This is a genomic window from Kosakonia sp. CCTCC M2018092, from assembly GCF_003864115.1.
GTDB classification, from domain to species: Bacteria; Pseudomonadota; Gammaproteobacteria; order Enterobacterales; family Enterobacteriaceae; genus Kosakonia; species Kosakonia cowanii.
In genome coordinates this window covers 2,382,324-2,404,323 of record NZ_CP034225.1, presented here as the reverse complement: position 1 = coordinate 2,404,323, position 22,000 = coordinate 2,382,324, and the positions used below count along the sequence as shown (strand labels likewise).

The window sequence follows — 22,000 nt, the reverse complement described above, 5'->3', positions numbered from 1 at the left end:
AGCCCGGCCATCATGCGCCGGGCTTTTTTATCGCTTCAGGCCATTAAAAGGTGGTCCAGCCCTCTTCGGTGAGCGCCGCTGCACGCGGCGCTGGCGGGATAAGCGTGCTTTTACCACCCGTAACCTTCGTCGGTTTTGCCTCATCACTGGCGAGACGGAATGCGGCAACCAGCTCTTCCAGCAGGCGCGCCTGCTCCTCCAGCGAACCCGCGGCGGAGGAGGATTCGCTTACCAGCGAGGCGTTCTGTTGGGTGGTGCTGTCAAGCTCGCCGACCGCGCGGGCAATCTGTTCAATGCCGCGGCTCTGCTCTTCGGACGCGGAGGAGATCTCGCCCATAATATCGTTGACGCGCGTGACCGACTGCACCACCTGATCCATCGTCTCGCCCGCTTTGACCACCAGTTTGCTGCCAATATTGATGCGCGAAACCGATTCGTTGATCAGCTGTTCAATATCTTTCGCCGCCTGCGAACTGCGCTGGGACAAGCTACGAACTTCACCGGCAACCACCGCGAAACCGCGCCCCTGCTCGCCCGCCCTTGCCGCTTCCACCGCCGCGTTCAGCGCCAGAATATTGGTCTGAAAGGCAATGCTGTTAATCACTGCGGTAATGTCGGCAATCTTATTCGAACTGGTGTTGATATCGCCCATGGTATCCACCACCTGGCGCATTACCGTGCCGCCTTCGCTGGCGGTTTTCGACGCCTGCGCGGCCAGGCTGCTGGCGTTGCGCGCGTTATCGGCATTGTTTTTCACCGTCGCGGTCAACTGCTCCATGCTGGCGGCGGTTTGCACCACGGCGGCGGCCTGCTGTTCGGTGCGCGACGAGAGATCGGTGTTGCCATCGGCAATCTCGGTTGCCGCACGGGAGAGCTGCGTAACGCTGTTGCGCACTTCATGGATCATATCGCGCAGCCGGTCATTCATCCGCCCCATCGCGCCGGTTAACTGCCCCAGCTCGTCGCGGCTTTGCGCGCGAATTTGTGAGCTCAGATCGCCGCTGGCAATGCGTTCTGCCAGCGCCAGGTTGCGGTGAACCGGCCGGGTGATCTGGCGAATGACCCACCATGAGACCAGCATGCCGAGCAGAATGGCAATCGCGCCGGTAATGGCGGTAATCGAACTGGAGGTATAGGCCAGATCTTCGTTGTGCGCTTTCACCAGCGCGATAATGTCGCGCAGCGAGGCACTGCTGGCGTCGCCGCCCACTTTGACTTTATCTTCCGCCGCTTTCAGTGCCTGCCAGGCGGTAAAGTAGTTCAGCGCCTGGGTGCGATAGCTGACGGTGTTGTCCCAGATGGCCTGTAACGGGGCTTGCAGTTCGCCCGGCAACTGGCTGTTCAGCGCCTGCACGTGGCTGGCGGTGGCGGCGAACTGCTGCTCAAGGCGATCGCGCGTGGCTGCATCCGGGCTGTAACGCACGACCAGCGCCGCATCGCGCACGCTGCTGATGGCAAATAGCTGCTCATAAATTTGTGCCATTACCGCCGGGTCGGCCACCGGGGTACGTACCAGCGTGGTATATCGAGCGGAAAGATCTTCCGTGCTCAGTTTGTCGAGGCTTTCACGCAGGGTGCGCAGATCGCCGGTCGCTTTTTGCATCTCGCCAATACTGGACTGAAAGGTCGCTAAATTGCGCGCAACATCATTAATGATTTTACGTTCGTTGCTTGACCAACTGAGCGCGTCGGCGCTGGCGGTCAGTTCGGAGGCGTGACGGACATAGTTCGCCATCACCTGGCCTGATTTATCATCGCCATAAAAATATTTCAGGCGATTAATTTTTGCCTGGAATACTTCAATATTGATGTTGTACATCAAATTTGTTTTTTCATAGACGTCGCGAATTTCTTTAAAGCGCAGCACGCTGAGAATGGTGGCAAACGCGACCAGAAAAAGAACTACACCGAATCCGACCGACAGCTTTCGACTAATTTTTATATTGCTTACCCGTTGGCTAATTGACATTTTTTCCCCTTGTCTAACGTCCATAGTGAGTGCCCGACTGCGCACGCGACAAGTTATCGGCAGGAAAATAAGCGGATTCAGGTAGCGGAGAGGTTATAGATTAAAAGTGTGATATTGATGCGCCCCATTCGCAAATTATTACCGGGGTGCATCAATATTTCTCATGAAATTATTGAGTCAGAGAATTATCACTTAGCGTTCAAATTGTCTGTGCACAATGGTTGAGCCTTCATCAATGGCTCGCCACACGGCGCGCTCACTGGCAAAAGCATCGCCCTCTTCTAATGCACAGAGCAGATCGTGGTAATGCTGCACGCGCATCAGGTGTTCAGATGACGGATATAAGTAGTTATAGCAAGGGCCAATACGCACCCATAGCTGCTCAATTAAAGCGCTGAGCGTCGGCATGCCAGCGTGGGCATAAACGCTAAAACGAAACACGCGATTGGCCTGTAACGCCTGCTCGGTGTTGCCGCTTTTCATCGCTTCATCAACATTGATTGCCAGCGTACGCAGCTCACGCAGCTTATCGCTGGTCATATTCTGGCTGGCAGCTCGCGCGGCCATGCCTTCGAGGTTTTTACGAATCTGATTGATTTCGTTATAGCGTTCCGCACTGACCTCCGGCACGAGAAAAGCCTGCGCCGGTGTGGCATGCAGCGCACCTGCGGAAACCAATCGCAGCAACGCTTCACGAACCGGGGTAATGCTCGTACCCAGCTGATCGGCGATTTCCTTCGTGATAAGTCTGGCGCCGGGTCTCAGGGCACCGACGATAAGCGCACTCTTTAGACTTGCCTCGACCTGCATGGTAAGACTCGTTCGCTGCGCTTTCTCCAAATCAAGCATGTTTGCATCCTGTATAAATTCTTTATTTTCTCAGCCTGGTAGCGTGTCCATATGGTTATGCCTAAAGATATATTTTATAAGTGCATGCCTGGTATTGGGTTATTGCGTAAAGTTAGAACAAAAAGTTATTTATTATGCACGACCACCAGGAACTGCCTCCACAAGGTCAACAATTCCTTATGCATGTATAATTAAAGCTGTTTTTTACAAAAATGCCCAATTTAAAATGGCGGTTTTTACCGCCATTTTTTTATTTAGTTTTCTGAGGCTACTTTTACTACAACTTTGCCGAAGTTTTTCCCTTCGAGTAAGCCGATAAACGCCTCTGGCGCCTGCTCAAGATCCTCCGTTACCTGCTCGCGGTAATGAATGCGATCCTGTTTGAGCCAGCCTGCCATCTCCTGCTGGAATTCATGCAGTCGGTGACCATAATCCTGCATGATAATAAACCCCTGCAACCGAATACGCTTCTTCAGAATCGTCGCCATTAATAATGGAACGCGATCCGGGCCTTCCGGAAGGTCGGTGGCGTTATAACCACTCACCAGGCCACAGAGCGGAATGCGCGCTGAGGTATTTAATAACGGCAGCACGGCATCAAATACTTTGCCGCCGACGTTCTCATAGTAAATATCGATGCCCTGTGGGCAGGCCTTCGCCAGACGGTCGCTAAAATCGTCGGCATGGTGATCGATACACTCATCAAAACCGAGCACTTCCACGGCATGACGACACTTCTCGCTGCCGCCCGCAACACCGACTACGCGACAACCTTTGATTTTACCTATCTGGCCGACCGTTGCGCCAACTGGCCCGGTAGCTGCGGCAACCACCAGCGTTTCGCCCTCTTTCGGCTGGCCGATATCCAGCAAGCCCATATAGGCGGTAAAGCCCGGCATGCCAAGAATACCCAGCGCCCAGGAGGGGTGCGGAATGTTGCTGTCGAGTTTCACCAGATCGTCACCGCTGGCGATGTCGTAATCCTGCCAGCCACTACCGGCGAGAACCCAGTCGCCCTCGGCGAAGTCCGGGTGCTGCGATTTCACGACGCGGCTGACGGTGCCACCGCACATCACTTCACCGATTTTTACCGGCGGCGAGTAGGATGGCGCGTCGCTCATGCGTCCGCGCATATAGGGATCGAGAGAGAGATAGACCGTGCGCAGCAGCACCTGGCCTTCGCCCGGTGAGGCGACCTCATCCTCCTCCAGCCGGAAATTCTCTGTGGTTGGCGCGCCATGCGGACGCGAAGCCAGTACCCAGCGGCGGTTGCGGTGTGAATGTTGGTTCATTTTGCTCTCCTGTGCAGTATGGACTGACTAATGATAGTAGACGGTTAACGTCCCCCGCGCGTTGGCATTACGTGGCGGCATGGTTGAGACGCACCACCAGATAACGGCACGGCGCAAGGGTTTCGTTGATAAATCGGCAGTCGTTCGGCGGGCCCAATTCCAGACAATCCCCAGGCTGCATCTCATGGCGCGTCTCGCCTTCGAGAAACACCAGGTTACCCTCCTGTAACCAGATAAGCTGACGCGCCAGCGCATAAGAGGAGGCAGGCATCGGGATATCGCTGCCGGGCGGCAGCTCAATCTGCACCAGATCGATTGGCAGGTCGCTGCGCGGCGAGACATGGCGACGCAGATAGTGGGTTTGCGGATCGCGCCACACCGGCTGGCTGGCGAAGCGCAGCAGTTTACCCTCCTGCATCTCTGCGCGGGCAATCAGCGTCGACATACTGATGGCAAACGCGCCGCAGATGCGCGCCAGCAGCGTTGCCGTTGGGCTGCTCTCTGCGCGCTCGATTTTGTGGATCATCGCCCGCGACACGCCCGCGCGTTCGGCGAGCTCTGTCAGCGACCAGCCGCGCGACTCGCGCTCGAGGCGAATTCGTGCACTGATTCGTTGATTTACATTGTCTGAGATAGTATTCATAACGTCATACTATAGTGTACAGATCAGGGGTTCAACCATGTCGATTCGTTATGCCGTGAAAGAGGATTGCGCGGCGATTGCCGCTATTTATAACCACGCCGTGATCAATACGGCGGCGATCTGGAATGATCAAACGGTGGATGCCGATAACCGCATTGCGTGGTTTGAGGCGCGCGCCCTGCTCGGCTATCCGGTGATTGTGAGCGAAGAAAATGGCGTTGTCACGGGCTACGCCTCCTTCGGCGACTGGCGTGCGTTTGACGGCTTTCGCCACACGGTTGAACACTCGGTCTATGTCCACCCGGATCACCAGGGCAAAGGTCTTGGCCTGGCGCTGATGGTGCGGCTGATTGAGGAAGCGAAGCGCATCGGTAAACATGTGATGGTTGCTGGTATCGAAGCGCAAAATCAGGGTTCGATTCATCTCCATCAGAAGCTTGGCTTTACCATTACCGGGCAGATGCCGCAGGTCGGCACCAAGTTTGGCCGCTGGCTGGATCTCACCTTTATGCAGCTTCAGCTCGATAACCGCACCGATCCGGACGCCCCGGCATGAACCAGTCCCTGACCCTCGCTTTTCTGGTTGCCGCCGGTATTGGGCTGGTTATCCAGAACACGTTGATGGTGCGCATTACCCAGTCCTCCTCCACCATTCTGATCGCCATGCTGCTCAACTCGCTGGTCGGCATTGTGCTGTTTGTCTCAATTCTTTTGATCAAACAGGGCGTTGGCGGCTTTCAGGAGCTGGTTGCCAGCGTCAAATGGTGGACGCTAATCCCCGGCCTGCTCGGTTCCTTTTTCGTGTTCGCCAGCATCAGCGGCTATCAAAACGTCGGCGCGGCAACCACTATTGCCGTGCTGATCGCCAGCCAGCTTATCGGCGGCCTGGTGATGGATGTGGTGAAGAGCGAAGGCGTGGCGCTGCGGGCACTGGTTGGCCCGGTATGCGGCGCGGTATTACTGGTGATCGGGGCCTGGCTGGTCGCCCGGCGGCAGTTTTGATGGATAAAAAAAACGGGCCGTTTGGCCCGTTTTGTCAGTGCACTGTCAGAGAATCTCGCCACCTTTGGTGAGCTGCTCGCGCCGCGCTTCCGCATCCTCTTTATGCTGGCGTCCATGATGGGCGATGGCGTTACGCAGGCGCTGCTGCTGTTCGTAACGCGCTTCGCGGCTCAGTTCGCCATCATCGCTCAGGATAACCAGCAGTTCGTTCATGCCGATAATTGCCCCGTCGGCAATGGCGGCGTCGACGCGGGCGGTAACCTCATCAAGATGTGACATACCCTCTCCTTAATTCAGCTTCGCTTTGGAAAAATCACTGCCCATCAGGCTGACGCTGTAGCCGGTGACGTTGCTGCGCGTCGCGTAGAAGGTTTTGCCGTTTGCCAGCGGGATCCACGGTGCCTGCTTATAGAAAATCTCCTGCGCCTGGCCGTAAAGTTTGGCGCGCTCGGCCGGATCGCTGACCAGCTTCGCTTTTTTCACCAGATCGTCGTAAGGCTTGTCACACCAGCGCGCTGCGTTGGAGCCGGTCTTCACGCTGTCGCAGCCGAGCAGCGTATCGGCGAAGTTGTCCGGATCGCCGTTATCGGACATCCAGCCAAACAGCGCGGTGTCGTGCTCGCCTTTACGCATGCCGGAAAGGTACTCGCCCCACTCGTAGGAGACAATCTTCGCTTTCACGCCCACTTTTGCCCAGTCGCTCTGGATCATCTCGGCGATACGGCGCGAGTTCGGGTTATAGGGGCGCTGCACCGGCATTGACCAGAGCGTCGCCTCAAAGCCCTTCTCCAGCCCCGCCTGTTTCAGCAGCGCTTTCGCTTTCTCAGGATCGTAGCTGTACTCCGGCAGGTCTTTGTTGTAGCCGAGCATGTTTGGCGGCAGCGGCGATTTCGCCACGCTGGCGGAGCCCAGGAACACCGCATTCACAATCGCTTTTTTATCGGTGGCGTAGTTCAGGGCCTGGCGCACCAGCACGTTATCAAACGGTTTTTTCTCGGTGTTAAACGCCAGATAGCCGACGTTCAGCGCTTCAACCGTATGCAGAGTTAAATCTTTATTCTTTTTGATCTGCTCAAACTGCACCGGTGCCGGGGCGGGAATAATCTGGCACTCGTTGGTTTGCAGTTTTGCCAGACGCGTCTGCACATCCGGGGTGATAGAGAAGATCAGGTGCTTAGTCGGCACCGGGCCATCCCAGTAGTTCGGGTTAGCAATGTAACGGATCAGCGCATCAGTTTTGTACTGCTGCAAGGCGTAGGGGCCGGTTCCGATTGGCCAGTTATCAACATTCTCCGGCGTGCCTTTTTTCAGCATCGCGTCGGCATACTCGGCCGAAAGAATCGAGGCAAAATCCATCCCCCAGTCGGCAAGGAAGGCGGCGTTCGGTTCATTGAGCACGAACTGAACGTGGTAATCATCGACCTTCTTCACCTCTTTAATCAGCTTATCCAGCCCGACATCGGTGAAGTATTCGTAGTTGCCTTTTGAGACGTTATGGTACGGATGTTTGGCATCCATCTGGCGCATCACGGAGAAGATGACGTCATCGGCATTAAAGTCGCGCGTCGGTTTGAAATATTTGTTGCTGTTGAATTTGACGCCCTGGCGCAGCGTAAAGGTCCAGGTTTTGCCATCGTCGGAGACTTTCCACTCCGTCGCCAGCGATGGCACCGGAGTATTTTTTACCGGATCGAAGGTAACAAGGCGGTTATAAAGCACCTGCGAGCTGGCGACGAATGAAGGGCCGGAGCTGGCAATCTGCGGGTTGAAAGACTCCGGGGAGGCTTCGGAGCAGTAGATCAAGGTGTCATTGGAAGCCGCAAACGCGGCGCTTGCCGGTAAGAGTGTGCTCAGCGCCAGCGCGAGCAGTGTTTTCCCTGTGGTCATGTGCAGGAGCCTTCTATTTTTATATGGAGTGGTAATCTCAGCACAGGCCGGGCGAACTGGCAAATAACCAATCTCTATCAAGTTATGCTAAAGCGGTTGTTTTTGCTGAAATATCCACCATGCTTAATAAGAAAATTTACTGTAGGGCGTATTTTGACCGTCATAAGGTCTCGATGCGCTCAATGCGTCGAGAATTCAATGGTTTTGCGCTTTCCTCTGCCTTTTACTGGCGACGGGAACGCGTATAGTAGACGCGTGAAGAAGTCTATGGGATGAAAACGTGGCAAAAACACTCTTGCGCAGCGGCGATCTGGATGATTTCCAGGCCGTTGGCGGCGGCGGTCAGGCCGTATTCGATTCGGCACTACAAATTCGGGAAGCGCTGCGTCTGCGTAAACAGCAGGCGTTAGTGGATTGCCTGGCAATACCGCAGGTTAATGATGAAGGCGATCGTGTCGACTGGTACTCGCCCATCGACGGACAGTCCCGCTCATGGAAAGCGGCTGAGCCGGAGGCGCGCGCGCGTGCCCTGCGCTTCCTTGAAAGCACGCTCGACAGTGCGGCCGCCCTGAGCCGTAAATGTATGCAGTCGCCAAAAACCGCACAGCAACTCTTCGGTTCGCTGCTGGAAAAAGCGCTGCAATTCCCCGGCGAAAACCATGTTTTCCTCGTTGATGGTAAACCGGTCATCACCTTCTGGGGCTTCGTCAATCTGAATGAAAGCGCGCGCGAAAACGTGCTTGAGTGTCTCTACGAGCCTGAGCCGGAAGTGCCGGAGATCGTTATCGAGCCGGAACCGGAGCCAGAGCCGCAACCCGAGCCAGAGCCGGAAAAAGAAGCGCAGAGCGAACCTGTCGCGGAAGCGAGCTTCAGCCAGGCCGATGCCCCACTTTTAACCCCACCGCCGCCGGTTAAACCGCAGCCGGTGAATGTCGCGCCTATTTATCAGGCGGTGCAGGATGCCGATCAGGAGCCTGCTCCGGCAAAAGAACCTGCCGCTGCGCCCGCACCGAAAGCGAAAAAACGTCGCCGCACCGCGCTGTGGCTGCTGCCGATAGCGGCCGCTGTCGCCGCCGCGGTTGCCGTACCAGTTGTGCTCAAACAACAGCAGCAGAAGGCAGAAACCGCTTCCGCGCCGGTTGCCGAGCTGGCAAAACCGGTCGCCATTGCACCGAAGCCGATTGAGGCAGAACCGATCCCGGCGCTTTCCGCCAACCTGCCGCTGCACCAGGCCGCGGTTTCACCGGCTGAAGTGAAAGCCCCGGAAGAAAAACCGGTGGAAAACGAGCCGGTGGTGATTATGCCGATCCCGAAAGGGGCAATGGTGATGGATGCCCAGCAGGTCAAAATGGGATCGACCAAATTCCTCAACGGCAGCTGGCGACTGGCGATGGATATTAAAGATCCGGTCACCGGCAAAGCGCCGAACGTGCGTTATCAGATTCAGAATAATAAAGGCAGCGCCCGCATTGTGATGGGCAAGAACGTCACCTGTCGCGCCGATCTCTTCTCCGGCCTGCATCAGACGGGCGAGTTGCTGATCAAGAGCCGCGGTAATGCGCGTTGCAGCGACGGGACGCGCTACCCGATGCCGGATATTTCCTGTAAAGCAGGCACCAACGACGTGGCGGAGTGCAGCGCGCGTTTTGACGCAAAAACCACCGTTCCGGTGACGTTCAGAAACACAGGTGATTGATTTATGTTGGTTAATCTTTGCGACTACAAACAGAGCGTCACGCTGATCGCCAATAGCGGCGTGCAGTTTCTCGATTTCGGCCTGACGCCGCAGGATTCGGCGAACAGCGGCCGTTTTGTGCGTAAAACCGCGAACGGGCCGCTGCTGCGCCTCGATTTTGATGTGGTGAATGAGCGTTACACCCTGCCCAACCGCGAAGGCGGTCAGCCGGAAGTGGTCAAACCCGAAAGCACGCATCCGCTGCAATACTCCCTGTCGATTCTTGATGGCGTCTGGTTGCCGATCCCGTTTCTGCGCTTCAACCCGCCGCGCACCTTCGTTGAAGGCCCGGATAACTGGGCGCGCGTGCAGATCCGCAAACTGCCCGAGCCGGACAGCGCCGGAAACACACACCGCGTGGCGCTGGCCCTCGACAGCCAGATCAACGGCAACTCGCCCGCCGCCCTTGCGCCGCAGGAGAATGACATTCTCAACGGCACCCGCTTTTCGCTCGCCTGGCGCGATGATGAAGTGGCCGATTTTCTCGATCAGACATGGGTTGATGGCTGGCTACGCGAAGCGTTTTTGCACTTTATTACCCAACACGAAAGCCGCAGCGAGCGCGAAATCCACCAGGCCCTGCGCGGCTTTGAGTACCAGGCGCACTGGCTGAACGTGATGTCGCTGCTCGGTATGCAGATTCAGATGCCGGAAGTGAAAATCGTCACCCATACGCTCAGCACACCGGCCATTCCGGTTGATTTGATCCTTGATGTCGGTAATACGCACACTTGTGGCGTGATTATTGAAGATCATGGCGACGCCAACGATGGCCTGCGCCAGACCGCTGAACTGCAAGTCCGCTCGCTCAGCGAGCCACAATTTCTTAACGAGCCGCTGTTTACCAGCCGGCTTGAGTTTTCCGAAGCGCGCTTCGGCAAGCAGCACTTTTCGGTCGAGAGCGGGCGTGAAGATGCCTTTATCTGGCCGTCGATTGTTCGCGTCGGCGATGAAGCACGCAAGCTGGCGATGCAGCGTATCGGTACCGAAGGCAACAGCGGCATCTCCAGCCCGCGTCGCTATCTGTGGGATGAAACCCCGGTGTTGCAGGACTGGCGCTTCAGCCAGATGAACAGCAAAACGCAGCGTGAACCGCTGGCGACCGCCTTCCCGCTGATGAATCTGATGAATGACGAAGGCCAGCCGCTCTATAGCCTGCCGCTGGATGAGCGTCTGCCGGTCTTCTCGCCGCAGTACAGCCGCAGCACGTTGATGACCCATATGCTGTGCGAACTGCTCTCGCAGGCGCTCGGGCAGATCAACAGCGTTGCGACCCGTCTGCGCCTTGGCTTCCCGGCCTCGCCGCGCCAGCTGCGCACGATTATTCTCACCCTGCCGTCGGCGATGCCGAAGCAGGAGCGCGAGATCTTCCGCCGCCGCATGTTTGAAGCGATTGCCCTGGTGTGGAAAGCGATGGGCTGGCATCCGCAGGATGAGGATTTTGCCCAGCGCAAACAGCAGGAAAAGAGCGTGGTGCCGGTGCCCTATATCCAGATGGAGTGGGACGAAGCGAGCTGCGGCCAGCTGGTATGGCTCTATAACGAAGCGATCTCCCGCTTTGCCGGGCAGACCGAAACCTTTTTTGCCTCCCTCGCCCGCCCGGATCGCACCGAAGCGCCGGGTGCGGTGCCGGGACGCTCGCTGCGCGTGGCCTCCGTCGATATTGGCGGCGGCACCACCGATATGGCGATCACCCACTATCAACTGGATGATGGCACCGGCAGCAATGTCAAAATCACCCCGCAACTGCTCTTCCGTGAAGGGTTTAAAGTGGCGGGCGATGACATTCTGTTAGATGTGATCCAGCGCTGTGTGCTGCCTGCGCTACAAACGCATATGCAGAAAGCGGGTATCACCGACGCGGCGGCAATTATGGCGACGCTGTTTGGCGACTCCGGGCGTATCGACACCCAGGCGGTGCTGCGCCAGCAAACCACGCTGCAACTCTTTATGCCGGTTGGCCATGCGATTCTGGCGGCGTGGGAAGAGAGCGACATTAACGATCCGCTGGCCGGTCTCTATGCCACCTTTGGCGAATTGCTGAAGCAGACGCCGACGCGCAACGTGATGAACTACCTGAAGCAGGCGATCGATCACGCCCTGCCTGCCGGTTCGGCGGAGTTTGACGTGCTGTCGGTACCGCTGCAAATCACCTTCCGCGATCTGCAGGAGGCGATGCTGGCCGGGCAGTTTACGCTCACCGCCCCGCTGCACGCGGTGTGCGAAGCGATCAGTCACTATAGCTGCGACGTGCTGCTGATCACCGGTCGTCCGGGCTGCTTGCCGGGCGTGCAGGCGCTGATTCGCCATCTGCAACCGGTGCCGGTCAACCGCATGGTGTGGCTGGATAAGTACCGCGTGCATGAGTGGTACCCCTTCAGCCAGCAGGGCAAAATCGGTAACCCGAAATCGACTGCCGCCGTTGGTGCGATGCTGTGCAGCCTGGCGCTCGATCTGCGCCTGCCGCGCTTCAACTTTAAAGCGGCGGATATTGGTGCCTATTCGACGGTGCGCTACCTCGGCGTGCTGGATAACGTGGTTAATACCCTGCGTGATGAGAACATCTGGTATCACGATATCGATCTGGATAAGCCCGGCGCGAAGCTCGATGCGCGGCTGCACTTCCCGCTGCGCGGTAATGTGACACTCGGTTTCCGCCAATTGGCGAACGCCCGCTGGCCAGCCACGCCGCTCTATACGCTGAGTATCAACTCGCAGGAGCTGGCGAAAACCATCGCCGGTGACGGGGTGCTGAATGTGCGGCTACAGTTTAGCGGCGGAAATAAACACCACGGGCCGGAGGCGTTTACCCTGAGTGAAGCCTGGTTGCAGGATGGCACCCCGGTTCCTGCCGATGCGTTAACGTTTAAATTGAATACGCTGGCCGACCGCCGACACAGCGGAAGCCATTACTGGATCGACAGCGGGAGTGTGTACCTGAAATGAGTGCGAGCGTAAAAACCACCCAAGCCTTAACTGCATGGATCACCAACAACCGTCAGCACTCGCCGCTGCTCGATGATGACGCCGATGCCCTTCTGGCGCGCGTCACCGCCGCCGCGGCTGATGAACAGGCGCTGACGGAGGTGGCTGACGCTCCCTGCACCGTCGGGCTGTATGGTCGCTCGCAGGCGGCAAAAGCGCACCTGCTCGCCGCCCTGTGCGGCAGCGGCAATGGCCGCATGCATGTGCGTCCTGGCGAAAAGACGCTGGATTACTTCAGTCACATTAACCCTGGACACGCCCTGACCAGCATGGCGCTGCGTTTTAGCCAGCGCGTGCCGTTTATGGATGAGGGCTTCCCGCTCTGCCTGCGCATTCTCAGCGAAGCGGAGCTGGTCCAGCTGTTTATCGCCCATGCGCATCAGCAGCTGGACGTGCGTGCGGTTGATAAAACGGTGATTGAGGATCGGGTCGCGAAATGGCGCGCGCTGCGCCAGCCTAACGCCGTGCCGGGAATTACCGCCGAGGAGATTGGCGCAATCGCCCGCTTCTGGCGCTCGGTCGTCCCCGCTGCGCAGCAGCAGATGGATGATGCGCTCTGGTATCAGTTCGCTGCCCTGCTGCCCTCCCTTGATCTGACCGCACGCGCCAGCGCATGGTCACTCCTGTGGGGCGAACAGCAAGAGTTAACCCAGCAGTGGTTTGCTCTTGCGCATACCCTGCATCAGACCGGCAATGCCACCGAGATCGCAGCACCGCTGAGCATTCTGGTAGATACCTTCGCGCTGCCGACCGACGGTTTTTTAACCCCGGCGGTTGAGCAGGAAGAGGCGATCCAGGATGAAGTCGTAGTCCACCCGTGGGCCAATGAGCAGTTGCAAAACGCCGTCAGCATTCCGCTGGCGACGCTGGCGCTGATCACCCGCGAGCTGGTGCTGCCGGTGGAAAACAGCCTGTTACCGGGCGTCGATATTCTGGATATCCCCGCCCCCGGCCCGCGTGAAGGCCAGCCGCTGTGGCGCAGTAAATGCCGCTGGCTGCTGGAAAACTACCGCCAGCGCCTGCAACCGGATGTGTTGATGATCTGCAACGCCACGCTGGAACGCGCGGAAACCGCGACAATCGCACGCGCGCTGCTTAACTGGGTGAAAGAGACGCAGTCGGGCCAGGAGTCGGCGCTGCCGGGGCTGGTCTGGGCAATCACCCCGCAGGATGCGCGCTTTACGCTGGCGCAAAATCTGGATGAAACCGTCCAGCAGCTGATTGGCAAGCCGGGCCAGCACTGGGGCACACTGCAGGCGCTGGATGCCAGCAGTTTGCAGCGTCTGCTCGAGTGGCTGGCGCAAGCCACAGCGCCCGCCCTGCGCCAGCAGCGGCTGAAAGCGCTGAGCGAACGCCAGCAGCGTGCCCTGCGCGATCTGTTGCAGGCATGGGTGGTCAGCCCGGAACAGGATGCGGATGAGCAGCGTAAACGGGCGGAGTCTGTGGTGCGTGAATTGCAGGTCCAGGCTTCACGCCACGGCGAACTGCTGGAAGGATTAATGCCGGATATGCAGCAGTTCGATACGCTCTGGAAGGTTCAGCAGCCGCGGGAAGAGAAAGTGAGCGGCCTGTTTAACGAGTCGATCGATCTGTTTGCTGAATCGGCTGAGAACGCCGAGCCGCAGGCAATGGCGAAAGATGTCGGTCAGCAGGCGCACGCGCTGTGGGTTAACCACGTGCGCCAGTGGAGCCGCAACGATGACAATGCCGTGCGCCTGGGCGTCAGCCCGGCGACGCTGCGCCAGATGGCGGAGATTGTGATTATCAGCAGCTACCGCCTGCGCCTGCCGGAAACCCTGCAACAAATCATGCAGCGCGACACCGCCTGCGCGGCGCAGCTGCATGCCGCCATCGGCAACTTTGTCGCCTGGCTCGGCTATGCCGATCTCCCGCCGGAGAACCGCCCGGCCAGCCGCGTGCAGAAAGGCAGCACCATTTTTGCTACCGCGGTGATTGAAGTGGGCGGCGAGCGGTTGACGCGTCTCGGCGATCAGCCGGTGCATGCCGCAACCCGCTATGTCTACGACTGGCTGGTCGCGCTCTACAACCGGGCGATTGAAAACATCGGCTACCGCCACCCGCTCGATGTCACCCCTGAGGCGCGCGCCGCGCTCAAAGCGCTGCTGCCTTAACCCGCAACCCGGCGAACTCCGCCGGGTTTTTTATTCGTGCTGCGCGATAAACGACCCTATCGCCTGCGCCAGCGCCGCTGGCTGCTCCCACGACATTGAGTGCCCGGCGTCGGCGATAATGCGCAGATCGATCCCCTGCTGGCGAACTTCATCGGCGTCTTTATCCGGCAGCGAGTGTGCGCCGAAAATCAGCGTCTTCGGGCGCGGCAGGTCGACAAACAGCTTCATCCAGCCGGGAGTGATGCCCTCAACCAGGCTTTTCGCTTCCCGCCACATCGCCCAGGGCGCGGTGCTCTGCAAACTGCCCGCCCACGGTGAGGTCTCCCGCGCCAGCATCGCCGCATAGCCGCAGGTAACAAAATCCCCTTCGTCCATGCTTGCCACCTCGCGGCTGAACTGTCCACCGCCGGGGTAAAAATTAGGCTCGGAAACGGCAAGACCGTTAAGACGAGATTGAATAAGTGAGGCGACCTCAATGGCGATGCTGCCGCCCATGCTGTGACCGTAGAGCCAGAAGGCCTCCAGGCCAAGATGATCGAGCACCTCCACCACCACTTTTGCTTGATCGGTGGTGCGATAGGCGTAGCTGGCGGGTCGTTCACTGTAGCCGCTGCCGGGCAGATCGATAAGTACGGCGCGTCGTCCGGCGAGTGCCGGGTCGGTAATAATGCGTGGATATTCAAACGATGATGCGCAGCCCAGGCCGTGAATAAAGACCACCGGGTCGCCTTCGCCCGGTAAGGCATGCCAGCGAACGCGGCACTGCGCATGGTGTGAATAGAGTTCGTCCATTTGCTCCCCCCTCTTGCGTGATACTGGTATTTTATACAGCATTCCAGCGCAAGATTGCGAGCGATTTCAAAAGAGTGAAATAAGAAGTGCCACCGGGAAGCTGATCGGCCATGTTGCACCGACTAATAGTGCGCTCAACAAGCGCATGGTGCGCTTCTCTTTGGTGAGAAACCAGGTGACAAGCGCGCAAATCGTCGCCATTACCCCGTAAAAAATCAGCAGTTTTGTGTAGAGATCCATCCATCTTCTCCTGTCCATAGGCCAACGTGCACTTCCCTATGCTGCTCCCTTTTTTGCCCGCATGCTGTCGGAGCGGTCACGCTTTGCTTTAGCGGTCAGGCAGAGATCAGAAAATGGAGAACAGCAGCGCCACCGGAAAGCTCATCGGCCAGGTGGAACCGACCAGAAAAGCGCTCAGCAGGCGGATGCGTTTACGATCGTGCGACAGAAACCAGGTGATAAAGGCGCAGATCAACGCCATGACACAATAGAACACCAACATTTTTTGGTATAAGGACATAACAAACATTAACCCAGAAGTAACAAAACGTGCGCAATATGCTCTTTTAATTGACCTTTATCAAGTTTAAATAGTTTCTCAAAAGAGCCTAAATGCCGCTATTTTGATCTAACGGGCTGAATCTACTGATAAACGTCCGCCGGGAGTAATCCTTGATGGGGAGGATAAACGCAGCGTCAGCGGACGTCTCTTTTCTGGTTATTGTTGGCGCTCGCGCCACGCTCTGATCATCTCCTTCGTCACCTCATTAGCGTAACAAATGGGCGCATAGCCCCCAGCTTTGCTCCAGGCGCTACGCCGTCCACATGAACTGCCGTTCCGCGCGCGATTAAACGGACAGGCGCAGGTGCCTGGATACTCAGCGATCGACTCTTCAATAATCGCCTGTTTCACCTGCGCATCGCTTAGCGCCTGCCCTTTTGCCACTCCCTGCGGTGCCATCATCACGCTGCTAACCACAATAACGCCTGCCAACCACGTCGCTATTTTCATTTTCGTATCCCGTGAAGGTATGAATCATAAAAATATTCTTATTATGCCTGGTGGATATTGATTAAAAACAACCCTCCCCATCCATGCGCATTTCCACGTCAGATTTAACTTAAGTCTGATTATTAATATCGAAAGCCAGTAATTTAGTACTGCTATATTTGGCGAGCCAGAATCTTCTCTGTTATTGTTTTTAACAGGCAAAGAAAAGGTGAAACAAGGTAAGGTTATGCAGAAATATGACGATCTGTGGCAAGCCATTGAAGTTCGGGTGCGTGAAAATAATGACATCACGCTTAACGATTGGACCACGGATAGCGTGCGGGGCCATGCTGCGAGGCAGCGCATTGCGCAAATTTTTATCCTCGAAGTCCTGCTGGCGCGTCATCGTGAAAAGTATGCCAGTAACTTTGTTCCCCTCGCCGGTGAGGAGGCGCTCTACCATTTAATTTTTAAACGCACCGGCTGGAAGCCGTTTGAAGTGAAACAGCTCTCCTTTATCGACACGCTATTTGTGCTGGCCGAGCTGTTCCGGGACGAAAACTTACCAACGGAAGTGCGTGCCGTGCTGCGCTCGCAGGGCATTAAAGATGAGGCGCTACCTACCTACGATTTTTCAGAGAAAGATTGGGCACCGCGCGAAAATGAAGTGTTTCTCCGCCGTTAAATTACGCGATAAAAAAGGGCTCAACTGAGCCCTTTTTTATTACTGTGCCGCCACGCTACATTCCATTGTTAGCGCCAGCTGTGCGCGGGCAAAATAAAACTCCTCTCCTTCACACCAGTAACTTTCAATCGGCATTGCGCCATTTGAGAGTGTTGAAGAGATAGTTGTGTCGCCGTCATCCACCGTCAAAAACTCGGCAGCACGCCCGGGAATCAGTACGACTACGATTTTACTCATTATGATTTAATTCCCCTGCCTGATTATTCAAAAAGCCAGCTATTATTACCGCTTTTTGTGACGGGGTAATGACATTATTTGTAAGTAATTTACTGCCGTCCCTGGCGACGATAAATATTAATTTTTGATTATCTGACGCTTTTAGCTTCAGACAACAATACTGTGCCGGCCGTGCCCGAATCGCTGCGAAAACTTACTTCGCTTTATGCGCCATCGCATAGGCTTCTGGCAGGTTCAGACGTTGCCAGAAGTTCTGTTCGGCGGTTTCGCCAGACAGCGGATAACCACCCGGCAGAGCCGTTTTCACCATCAGATCACGCCGTGCGGACGCCGACAGATTCGGTAACGCTGCCTCCAGCAGTACTTCCGCCCCTTCCGGTACTTTCATCGGCTGCACGTTGCCTTTTTGCTGCGGAAGGTCGTAGGTCATGGTGAAGCGGTAAAACTCTCTCATCGCCGGGTCACGATAGGGATCGTCTTTGCCAGCCGTTCTTGCGCACTCTGCAAGGGAGGTGCCGCACTCTTTTTCCAGTGCCGTACGCAGTTGATCGCGCGCTTCGTTAAACAACTTACGATAAGCCGGATCATTGAGGTAATGCGCCACATTACGCTGGGCCACCATTCTTGAACCCATCACATCCAGCGGATAGTGCACGCCCAGCACGATGCGTGAATAGCCATAGCGCGCACCGCGCTCTACCAGCGAGTCAAAGCGTTCCGGGATCATTTCCGCCATCAGCAGAGAATCGGTGTAACCGGTATTGGTATGGCCGCTCGGAAAGGAGCCGCCGTCGGCCGAGTATGGTTTGTTATCTTTCACAACCACATCATCCGGGACCTGGTGAATGGTATTACCCTGAATCAGAAACGGACGTTTATAGTCAAAGTGCTTCTTAGCCGCGCCGGTGCTGACTTCGCTGGTTTTGATCAGCGCCGCGGCTTTGCTTAATTCGCCTTTATCATAGGCGGCGATAAACGCTTTACCCAGACGAGGGCCGAGCGCGTCAGAGAGAAAATAGAGGTAGCTGATACCTTCTGCATCCGCCAGCGCCTGATGACGCAGCCCCTGGGTGGCATCGAGGTTAATGGTCTCAACGGTTTTCAGGTTCTGGTCCAGCACCGGTGCAGGAAGCTTGCTGAACGCGGAGAGCAGTTCAATGCCCGCTTTTTGGTTGTCTTTCACTTTGAAGTCATAGCCGCTGGCTTTCAGCCAGGCGGTATCGGCCTGTTTTGCGCTTTGCGCCGCTTTCTCCAGGTGTCCGCGCTCCACTGTTGCACCATCGCCTTTCAGCGCGTCACGCAGCGCGGAGAGAGACTGGCTTTCCAGTCCATCAAATGCCTGGCTTACCGAAGCTGGCGTAGTGGTATTTGCGATGTCGCGTGCAGCAGTCAAAGGGACATCTTTCGCCATCGCCTGATGAGCAAGCAGCAGGGAAGCGGTTAACAGCGTCATACGGGCTTTCATTTTTTATCCTTTTATTCAAACAATAACCTTGCCTGCGCATGACGCTAGTCCTGTAAATTGACGCTTTTGTGACACGGAGATACTTTGAAACGTTTTATGGGAGCCTGAAACAAGCGCATCGGCTACGGCATTTTCATGCCCGATTTTTTGTCTAACCCGGCCGCAGGGTCCCTGTTCACACCTTTCCCTGTCCCAACAGTAACTTTGGCTTCACTGCCTCACCCGTGCCCAAAAGAAAGTGGCTGCAACACAATAATCCTGCATTACAGCCACTTAAACCTTACTCAGTGTTTGATCATCACATGCCGTACTACTGTGTAATCCTCCAGACCGTAAACCGACATATCTTTGCCGTAGCCGGAGTGTTTTTGCCCGCCGTGCGGCATTTCGCTGACCAGCATAAAGTGGGTATTGACCCAGGTGCAGCCATACTGCAACCGCGCGCTGATGCGGTGCGCGCGTCCGACATCTTTGGTCCATACCGATGAGGCGAGGCCGTAGTTGGAATCGTTGGCCCAGCCGAGCACCTGCGCTTCGTCATCAAACTGCGTAACGCTGACCACCGGGCCAAACACTTCGCGCTGCACGATGGCATCTTCCTGCTTTGCGCCCGCCAGCAGGGTTGGCTGATAGTAATAACCCGCGCCCGGCTGCTTGTTGCCGCCGGTTACCACCTTGATATGCCCGAGCGCCTTCGCCTCATCGACGGCGTGCGCCACGCGCTCAAGATGTGCCTGCGAGCTGAGCGGCCCAAGTTCGGTGGACTCATCGTTCGGCTCGCCCATCTTCAGGCTCGCCACCGCTGCGCCCAGCTTCTCAACCAGCGCATCATAAATGCCCTTTTGCGCATAGATGCGGCAAGCAGCGGTGCAATCCTGCCCGGCATTATAGAAGCCAAAGGTGCGCACCCCTTCGACCACCGCGTCGAGATCGGCATCATCAAACACAATCACCGGTGCTTTGCCGCCGAGCTCCATATGGGTGCGCTTAATAGAGGAAGCGGTATGAGAAATGATGTGCTCACCGGTGGCAATCGAACCGGTCAGCGAGACCATGCGCACCTTGTGATGGCCGGTTAAGCGATCGCCGACGCTCTGCCCGCGGCCAAACAGCACATTCAGCACGCCCGCCGGGAAGATGCCTTGCGCTAACTCCGCCAGCTTTAACAGGGTCAGCGGTGTAATTTCGGAGGGTTTGATCACCACGCAGTTTCCCGCTGCCAGCGCCGGGGCGAGTTTCCATGCCGCCATCATCAGCGGATAGTTCCACGGTGCAATAGAGGCCACCACGCCTAATGGATCGCGGCGAATCATTGAGGTGTGCCCCTCCAGATACTCGCCAGCCGCCAGCCCGTTCAGGCAACGCGCGGCACCGGCGAAGAAGCGAAAAACATCCACCACCGCCGGAAGTTCATCATTTAATACGCAGTGCAGCGGCTTGCCGCAGTTGAGCGACTCGAGGCGCGCGAACATCTCGGCGTTATCCTCAATCACCTGCGCCAGTTGCAGCAGCGCGTCGGCGCGCGCTTTCGGCGTAGTCTGCCCCCACTCGATAAATGCCCGGTCTGCCGCCTCGACGGCCGCGTCGACCTGCGCGTGTGACGCTTCGGCGATCGACAGCAGCACCTCGCCGGTGGCGGGATTGTAGACCGCCTGCTCTTCACCTTCGCCGTTAACCAGTTCGCCATTAATAAACAGTTGATGTTGCATCGCGTTCCCTCTGCCCGGTCAATAAGTCTGTTTACGGATTAGCCGCAAGGCCCCCACTCTATTAAAAATAGACGGCGTGCAGAGAGAACGGGTGGGCAGCCAGTGCCGATCTGTGTTGCTATTCACATTTCCTATGAATAGCCATCAGCGCAGCGGCAAAAGGCTATTGCATCATCTGGCGGATCAGCTCGCCGAGGCGCATCGCCGCCCGCTCCTCTTTCTCGCCCCACGCCCAGGCGCAGTTAAAGCGAAAGAAGGAGATCCAGTTATCGGAGGTAGAAAACATCTTACCCGGCGCGATGCTGATGTGGTGCGCCAGCGCCTGCTGGCTGAGCACGCCCGCATCCAGGCCGTTCGGCAACTCCAGCCATAAAAAGTAGCCGCTCTCGTTACGGTAGATTTTCACCTCCGGCGGCAGATGGCGCAGCAGCGCCTGCCAGGCGAGATGCTTGCGCTCCGCCAGCTGGCGGCGTAAGCGGCGCAGGTGCGCGTCGTAATGATGAGTGGAGAGATAATCAACCAGCGCCAGCTGTAGCGGCGAACTGGTGGATAACGTGCTCATTAATTGCAGCTGCTGAATGCGCCGCGCGTGACGCCCGGCCGCTACCCAGCCGACGCGAAACCCGGCGACAAGGCATTTTGAAAAAGAGGAACAGTGCAGGGTCATCTCCTGCTTATCCCAGGCTTTGGCGGGCAGCGGCTGTTCGCGGCCATAATAGAGTTCGCTGTAGACATCATCTTCAATCAGCGTGACGTTGTGCGCGGTCAGCAACTCAACCAGCCGCGCCTTTTTCTCCGGGCTGAGGGTGAAGCCGAGCGGGTTCTGGCTGTTGGTCATCAGCCAGCAGGCTTTTACCGGGTACTCGGTCAGCGCCTGCTCAAGGGCGTCGAGATCGATGCCGGCTTTCACATCCGTCGGTACCGAGAGCGCTTTCAGTTTCAGCCGCTCCAGCGCCTGTAACGCGCCATAAAAACAGGGGCTTTCAATGATCACCCAGTCGCCCGGCTCGGTGACGGCCTGCAAACTGAGGTTCAGCGCTTCGAGGGCACCGGCGGTAATAACAATTTCATCCGGCGAGATATTTATCCCCTGGCGGGCGTAACGCCGGGCGATAGCATGGCGTAACTGGCTGTTGCCCGGCGGCAGGTTCTCAATCACGCTCATCGCTCCCGCACTCTTGCTTACCTTCGCCAGCGAGCGGTTAAGCTGCGGCATCGGGAAGAGCTTCGGATCGGGGAACGCAGAGCCAAACGGCAGCACCGAGGCATCGCAGCTCGCCTGCAACACATCGAATATGTAGGTGTTGATATCAACCGCTTCGTCGCGCATTACCTGCGGCGCAGGCGCGCGCGTCAACCCTGGCGCGGGAGCGACAAAATAGCCCGACTGCGGGCGCGCAATCACCCGCCCCTGGCTCTCGAGCAGCTGATACGCATGCCCGACGGTCATAAAACTCAGCCCGCTGCTCGCCACCTGTTCGCGCAGCGACGGCAGCTTTTCACCCGGCCGCCAGACGCCAAGTTCAATTTGTTCAACGATTTGCTGCGCCAGGCGCTGATATTTTTTCATGGTTGTTCACGTGACCGAAGAGTACGTCATGATGGCACGCTAATGGCGATCTCGCTA

The 22,000-nt window shown here is 57.1% G+C and carries 20 protein-coding genes; 6 read left to right on the top strand and 14 right to left on the bottom strand.

The window, feature by feature from the left end:
• Nucleotides 1-43: 43 nt before the first annotated feature.
• From EH164_RS11500 to EH164_RS11485, 4 genes are all read right to left on the bottom strand, one after another.
• The gene (locus EH164_RS11500) at nucleotides 44-1,969 is read right to left on the bottom strand and encodes a methyl-accepting chemotaxis protein (RefSeq protein WP_124968311.1); all 1,926 of its coding nucleotides are present in this window, start codon (nucleotides 1,967-1,969) and stop codon (nucleotides 44-46) included.
• Nucleotides 1,970-2,161: 192 nt separating this feature from the next.
• Nucleotides 2,162-2,818 (bottom strand): GntR family transcriptional regulator, encoded by a 657-nt coding sequence (locus EH164_RS11495; protein WP_042716634.1) that lies wholly within the window; start codon nucleotides 2,816-2,818, stop codon nucleotides 2,162-2,164.
• Nucleotides 2,819-3,072: 254 nt separating this feature from the next.
• A complete protein-coding gene (locus EH164_RS11490; protein ID WP_124968310.1) occupies nucleotides 3,073-4,110 on the bottom strand; it encodes an NADP-dependent oxidoreductase in 1,038 nt (345 codons plus the stop codon).
• 67 nt (nucleotides 4,111-4,177) lie between these two features.
• Nucleotides 4,178-4,753, bottom strand: a complete 576-nt coding sequence (locus tag EH164_RS11485) for a helix-turn-helix domain-containing protein (RefSeq protein ID WP_124968309.1) — start codon at nucleotides 4,751-4,753, stop codon at nucleotides 4,178-4,180.
• 37 nt (nucleotides 4,754-4,790) lie between these two features.
• Between EH164_RS11485 and EH164_RS11480 the strand changes: the two genes are divergently transcribed.
• Both EH164_RS11480 and EH164_RS11475 read left to right on the top strand, forming a co-directional pair.
• Entirely contained in the window at nucleotides 4,791-5,309 is a 519-nt protein-coding gene (locus EH164_RS11480; protein WP_124968308.1) for a GNAT family N-acetyltransferase, read from the top strand.
• Nucleotides 5,306-5,755: a DMT family transporter gene (locus EH164_RS11475; protein ID WP_124968307.1), complete on the top strand. Its 450-nt coding sequence runs from the start codon at nucleotides 5,306-5,308 to the stop codon at nucleotides 5,753-5,755. Before EH164_RS11480 ends, EH164_RS11475 begins: the two co-directional genes overlap by 4 nt.
• Before the next feature lie 45 nt (nucleotides 5,756-5,800).
• On the opposite strand, the gene EH164_RS11470 is transcribed toward EH164_RS11475, so the two are convergent.
• Both EH164_RS11470 and EH164_RS11465 read right to left on the bottom strand, forming a co-directional pair.
• The gene (locus EH164_RS11470) at nucleotides 5,801-6,034 is read right to left on the bottom strand and encodes a YdcY family protein (RefSeq protein WP_023478778.1); all 234 of its coding nucleotides are present in this window, start codon (nucleotides 6,032-6,034) and stop codon (nucleotides 5,801-5,803) included.
• A gap of 9 nt (nucleotides 6,035-6,043) precedes the next feature.
• Nucleotides 6,044-7,642, bottom strand: coding sequence for an ABC transporter substrate-binding protein (locus tag EH164_RS11465; RefSeq protein ID WP_124968306.1), 1,599 nt, complete (start codon nucleotides 7,640-7,642; stop codon nucleotides 6,044-6,046).
• A gap of 280 nt (nucleotides 7,643-7,922) precedes the next feature.
• Here EH164_RS11465 and EH164_RS11460 point away from each other — a divergent pair, with 280 nt between their 5' ends.
• From EH164_RS11460 to EH164_RS11450, 3 genes are read left to right on the top strand one after another with little or no spacing between them, the layout of a single operon-like run.
• Nucleotides 7,923-9,338: an SrfA family protein gene (locus EH164_RS11460; protein WP_124968305.1), complete on the top strand. Its 1,416-nt coding sequence runs from the start codon at nucleotides 7,923-7,925 to the stop codon at nucleotides 9,336-9,338.
• Nucleotides 9,339-9,341: 3 nt separating this feature from the next.
• Nucleotides 9,342-12,323, top strand: coding sequence for a virulence factor SrfB (locus EH164_RS11455; RefSeq protein ID WP_124968304.1), 2,982 nt, complete (start codon nucleotides 9,342-9,344; stop codon nucleotides 12,321-12,323).
• A complete protein-coding gene (locus EH164_RS11450) occupies nucleotides 12,320-14,494 on the top strand; it encodes a virulence factor SrfC family protein (RefSeq protein WP_124968303.1) in 2,175 nt (724 codons plus the stop codon). Before EH164_RS11455 ends, EH164_RS11450 begins: the two co-directional genes overlap by 4 nt.
• A 30-nt stretch (nucleotides 14,495-14,524) precedes the next feature.
• Here the strand turns inward: EH164_RS11450 and EH164_RS11445 are convergent, their stop codons facing one another.
• The 4 genes from EH164_RS11445 to EH164_RS11430 form a co-directional block, all read right to left on the bottom strand.
• Nucleotides 14,525-15,286, bottom strand: coding sequence for an alpha/beta fold hydrolase (locus EH164_RS11445; RefSeq protein ID WP_124968302.1), 762 nt, complete (start codon nucleotides 15,284-15,286; stop codon nucleotides 14,525-14,527).
• A gap of 66 nt (nucleotides 15,287-15,352) precedes the next feature.
• Nucleotides 15,353-15,526, bottom strand: coding sequence for a GhoT/OrtT family toxin (locus EH164_RS11440; protein ID WP_023478687.1), 174 nt, complete (start codon nucleotides 15,524-15,526; stop codon nucleotides 15,353-15,355).
• Between the two features lie 106 nt (nucleotides 15,527-15,632).
• On the bottom strand, nucleotides 15,633-15,806 hold the full coding sequence (locus tag EH164_RS11435) for a GhoT/OrtT family toxin (protein WP_071789450.1): 174 nt from the start codon (nucleotides 15,804-15,806) through the stop codon (nucleotides 15,633-15,635).
• 198 nt (nucleotides 15,807-16,004) lie between these two features.
• The gene (locus EH164_RS11430) at nucleotides 16,005-16,250 is read right to left on the bottom strand and encodes a hypothetical protein (RefSeq protein ID WP_051372086.1); all 246 of its coding nucleotides are present in this window, start codon (nucleotides 16,248-16,250) and stop codon (nucleotides 16,005-16,007) included.
• Nucleotides 16,251-16,524: 274 nt separating this feature from the next.
• Between EH164_RS11430 and EH164_RS11425 the strand changes: the two genes are divergently transcribed.
• A complete protein-coding gene (locus EH164_RS11425) occupies nucleotides 16,525-16,962 on the top strand; it encodes a hypothetical protein (protein WP_023478732.1) in 438 nt (145 codons plus the stop codon).
• Nucleotides 16,963-17,001: 39 nt separating this feature from the next.
• On the opposite strand, the gene EH164_RS11420 is transcribed toward EH164_RS11425, so the two are convergent.
• From EH164_RS11420 to EH164_RS11405, 4 genes are all read right to left on the bottom strand, one after another.
• The gene (locus EH164_RS11420; protein WP_124968301.1) at nucleotides 17,002-17,199 is read right to left on the bottom strand and encodes a hypothetical protein; all 198 of its coding nucleotides are present in this window, start codon (nucleotides 17,197-17,199) and stop codon (nucleotides 17,002-17,004) included.
• 193 nt (nucleotides 17,200-17,392) lie between these two features.
• Nucleotides 17,393-18,664, bottom strand: coding sequence for a phosphatase PAP2 family protein (locus EH164_RS11415; RefSeq protein WP_124968300.1), 1,272 nt, complete (start codon nucleotides 18,662-18,664; stop codon nucleotides 17,393-17,395).
• A 284-nt stretch (nucleotides 18,665-18,948) separates the two neighbouring features.
• Nucleotides 18,949-20,373: an aminobutyraldehyde dehydrogenase gene (patD, locus tag EH164_RS11410; protein ID WP_124968299.1), complete on the bottom strand. Its 1,425-nt coding sequence runs from the start codon at nucleotides 20,371-20,373 to the stop codon at nucleotides 18,949-18,951.
• A gap of 163 nt (nucleotides 20,374-20,536) precedes the next feature.
• A complete protein-coding gene (locus EH164_RS11405; protein ID WP_124968298.1) occupies nucleotides 20,537-21,943 on the bottom strand; it encodes a PLP-dependent aminotransferase family protein in 1,407 nt (468 codons plus the stop codon).
• Nucleotides 21,944-22,000: the final 57 nt, after the last annotated feature.

Coding starts and splice junctions, on each gene's coding strand:
- patD (WP_124968299.1), bottom strand. CDS start 20,373: ATGCAACATCAACTGTTTATTAATGGCGAACTGGTTAACGGCGAAGGT.
- EH164_RS11485 (WP_124968309.1), bottom strand. CDS start 4,753: ATGAATACTATCTCAGACAATGTAAATCAACGAATCAGTGCACGAATT.
- EH164_RS11430 (WP_051372086.1), bottom strand. CDS start 16,250: ATGATGGCACCGCAGGGAGTGGCAAAAGGGCAGGCGCTAAGCGATGCG.
- EH164_RS11465 (WP_124968306.1), bottom strand. CDS start 7,642: ATGACCACAGGGAAAACACTGCTCGCGCTGGCGCTGAGCACACTCTTA.
- EH164_RS11425 (WP_023478732.1), top strand. CDS start 16,525: ATGCAGAAATATGACGATCTGTGGCAAGCCATTGAAGTTCGGGTGCGT.
- EH164_RS11500 (WP_124968311.1), bottom strand. CDS start 1,969: ATGTCAATTAGCCAACGGGTAAGCAATATAAAAATTAGTCGAAAGCTG.
- EH164_RS11450 (WP_124968303.1), top strand. CDS start 12,320: ATGAGTGCGAGCGTAAAAACCACCCAAGCCTTAACTGCATGGATCACC.
- EH164_RS11495 (WP_042716634.1), bottom strand. CDS start 2,818: ATGCTTGATTTGGAGAAAGCGCAGCGAACGAGTCTTACCATGCAGGTC.
- EH164_RS11415 (WP_124968300.1), bottom strand. CDS start 18,664: ATGAAAGCCCGTATGACGCTGTTAACCGCTTCCCTGCTGCTTGCTCAT.
- EH164_RS11405 (WP_124968298.1), bottom strand. CDS start 21,943: ATGAAAAAATATCAGCGCCTGGCGCAGCAAATCGTTGAACAAATTGAA.
- EH164_RS11490 (WP_124968310.1), bottom strand. CDS start 4,110: ATGAACCAACATTCACACCGCAACCGCCGCTGGGTACTGGCTTCGCGT.
- EH164_RS11470 (WP_023478778.1), bottom strand. CDS start 6,034: ATGTCACATCTTGATGAGGTTACCGCCCGCGTCGACGCCGCCATTGCC.
- EH164_RS11440 (WP_023478687.1), bottom strand. CDS start 15,526: ATGGATCTCTACACAAAACTGCTGATTTTTTACGGGGTAATGGCGACG.
- EH164_RS11420 (WP_124968301.1), bottom strand. CDS start 17,199: ATGAGTAAAATCGTAGTCGTACTGATTCCCGGGCGTGCTGCCGAGTTT.
- EH164_RS11435 (WP_071789450.1), bottom strand. CDS start 15,806: ATGTCCTTATACCAAAAAATGTTGGTGTTCTATTGTGTCATGGCGTTG.
- EH164_RS11480 (WP_124968308.1), top strand. CDS start 4,791: ATGTCGATTCGTTATGCCGTGAAAGAGGATTGCGCGGCGATTGCCGCT.
- EH164_RS11475 (WP_124968307.1), top strand. CDS start 5,306: ATGAACCAGTCCCTGACCCTCGCTTTTCTGGTTGCCGCCGGTATTGGG.
- EH164_RS11455 (WP_124968304.1), top strand. CDS start 9,342: ATGTTGGTTAATCTTTGCGACTACAAACAGAGCGTCACGCTGATCGCC.
- EH164_RS11445 (WP_124968302.1), bottom strand. CDS start 15,286: ATGGACGAACTCTATTCACACCATGCGCAGTGCCGCGTTCGCTGGCAT.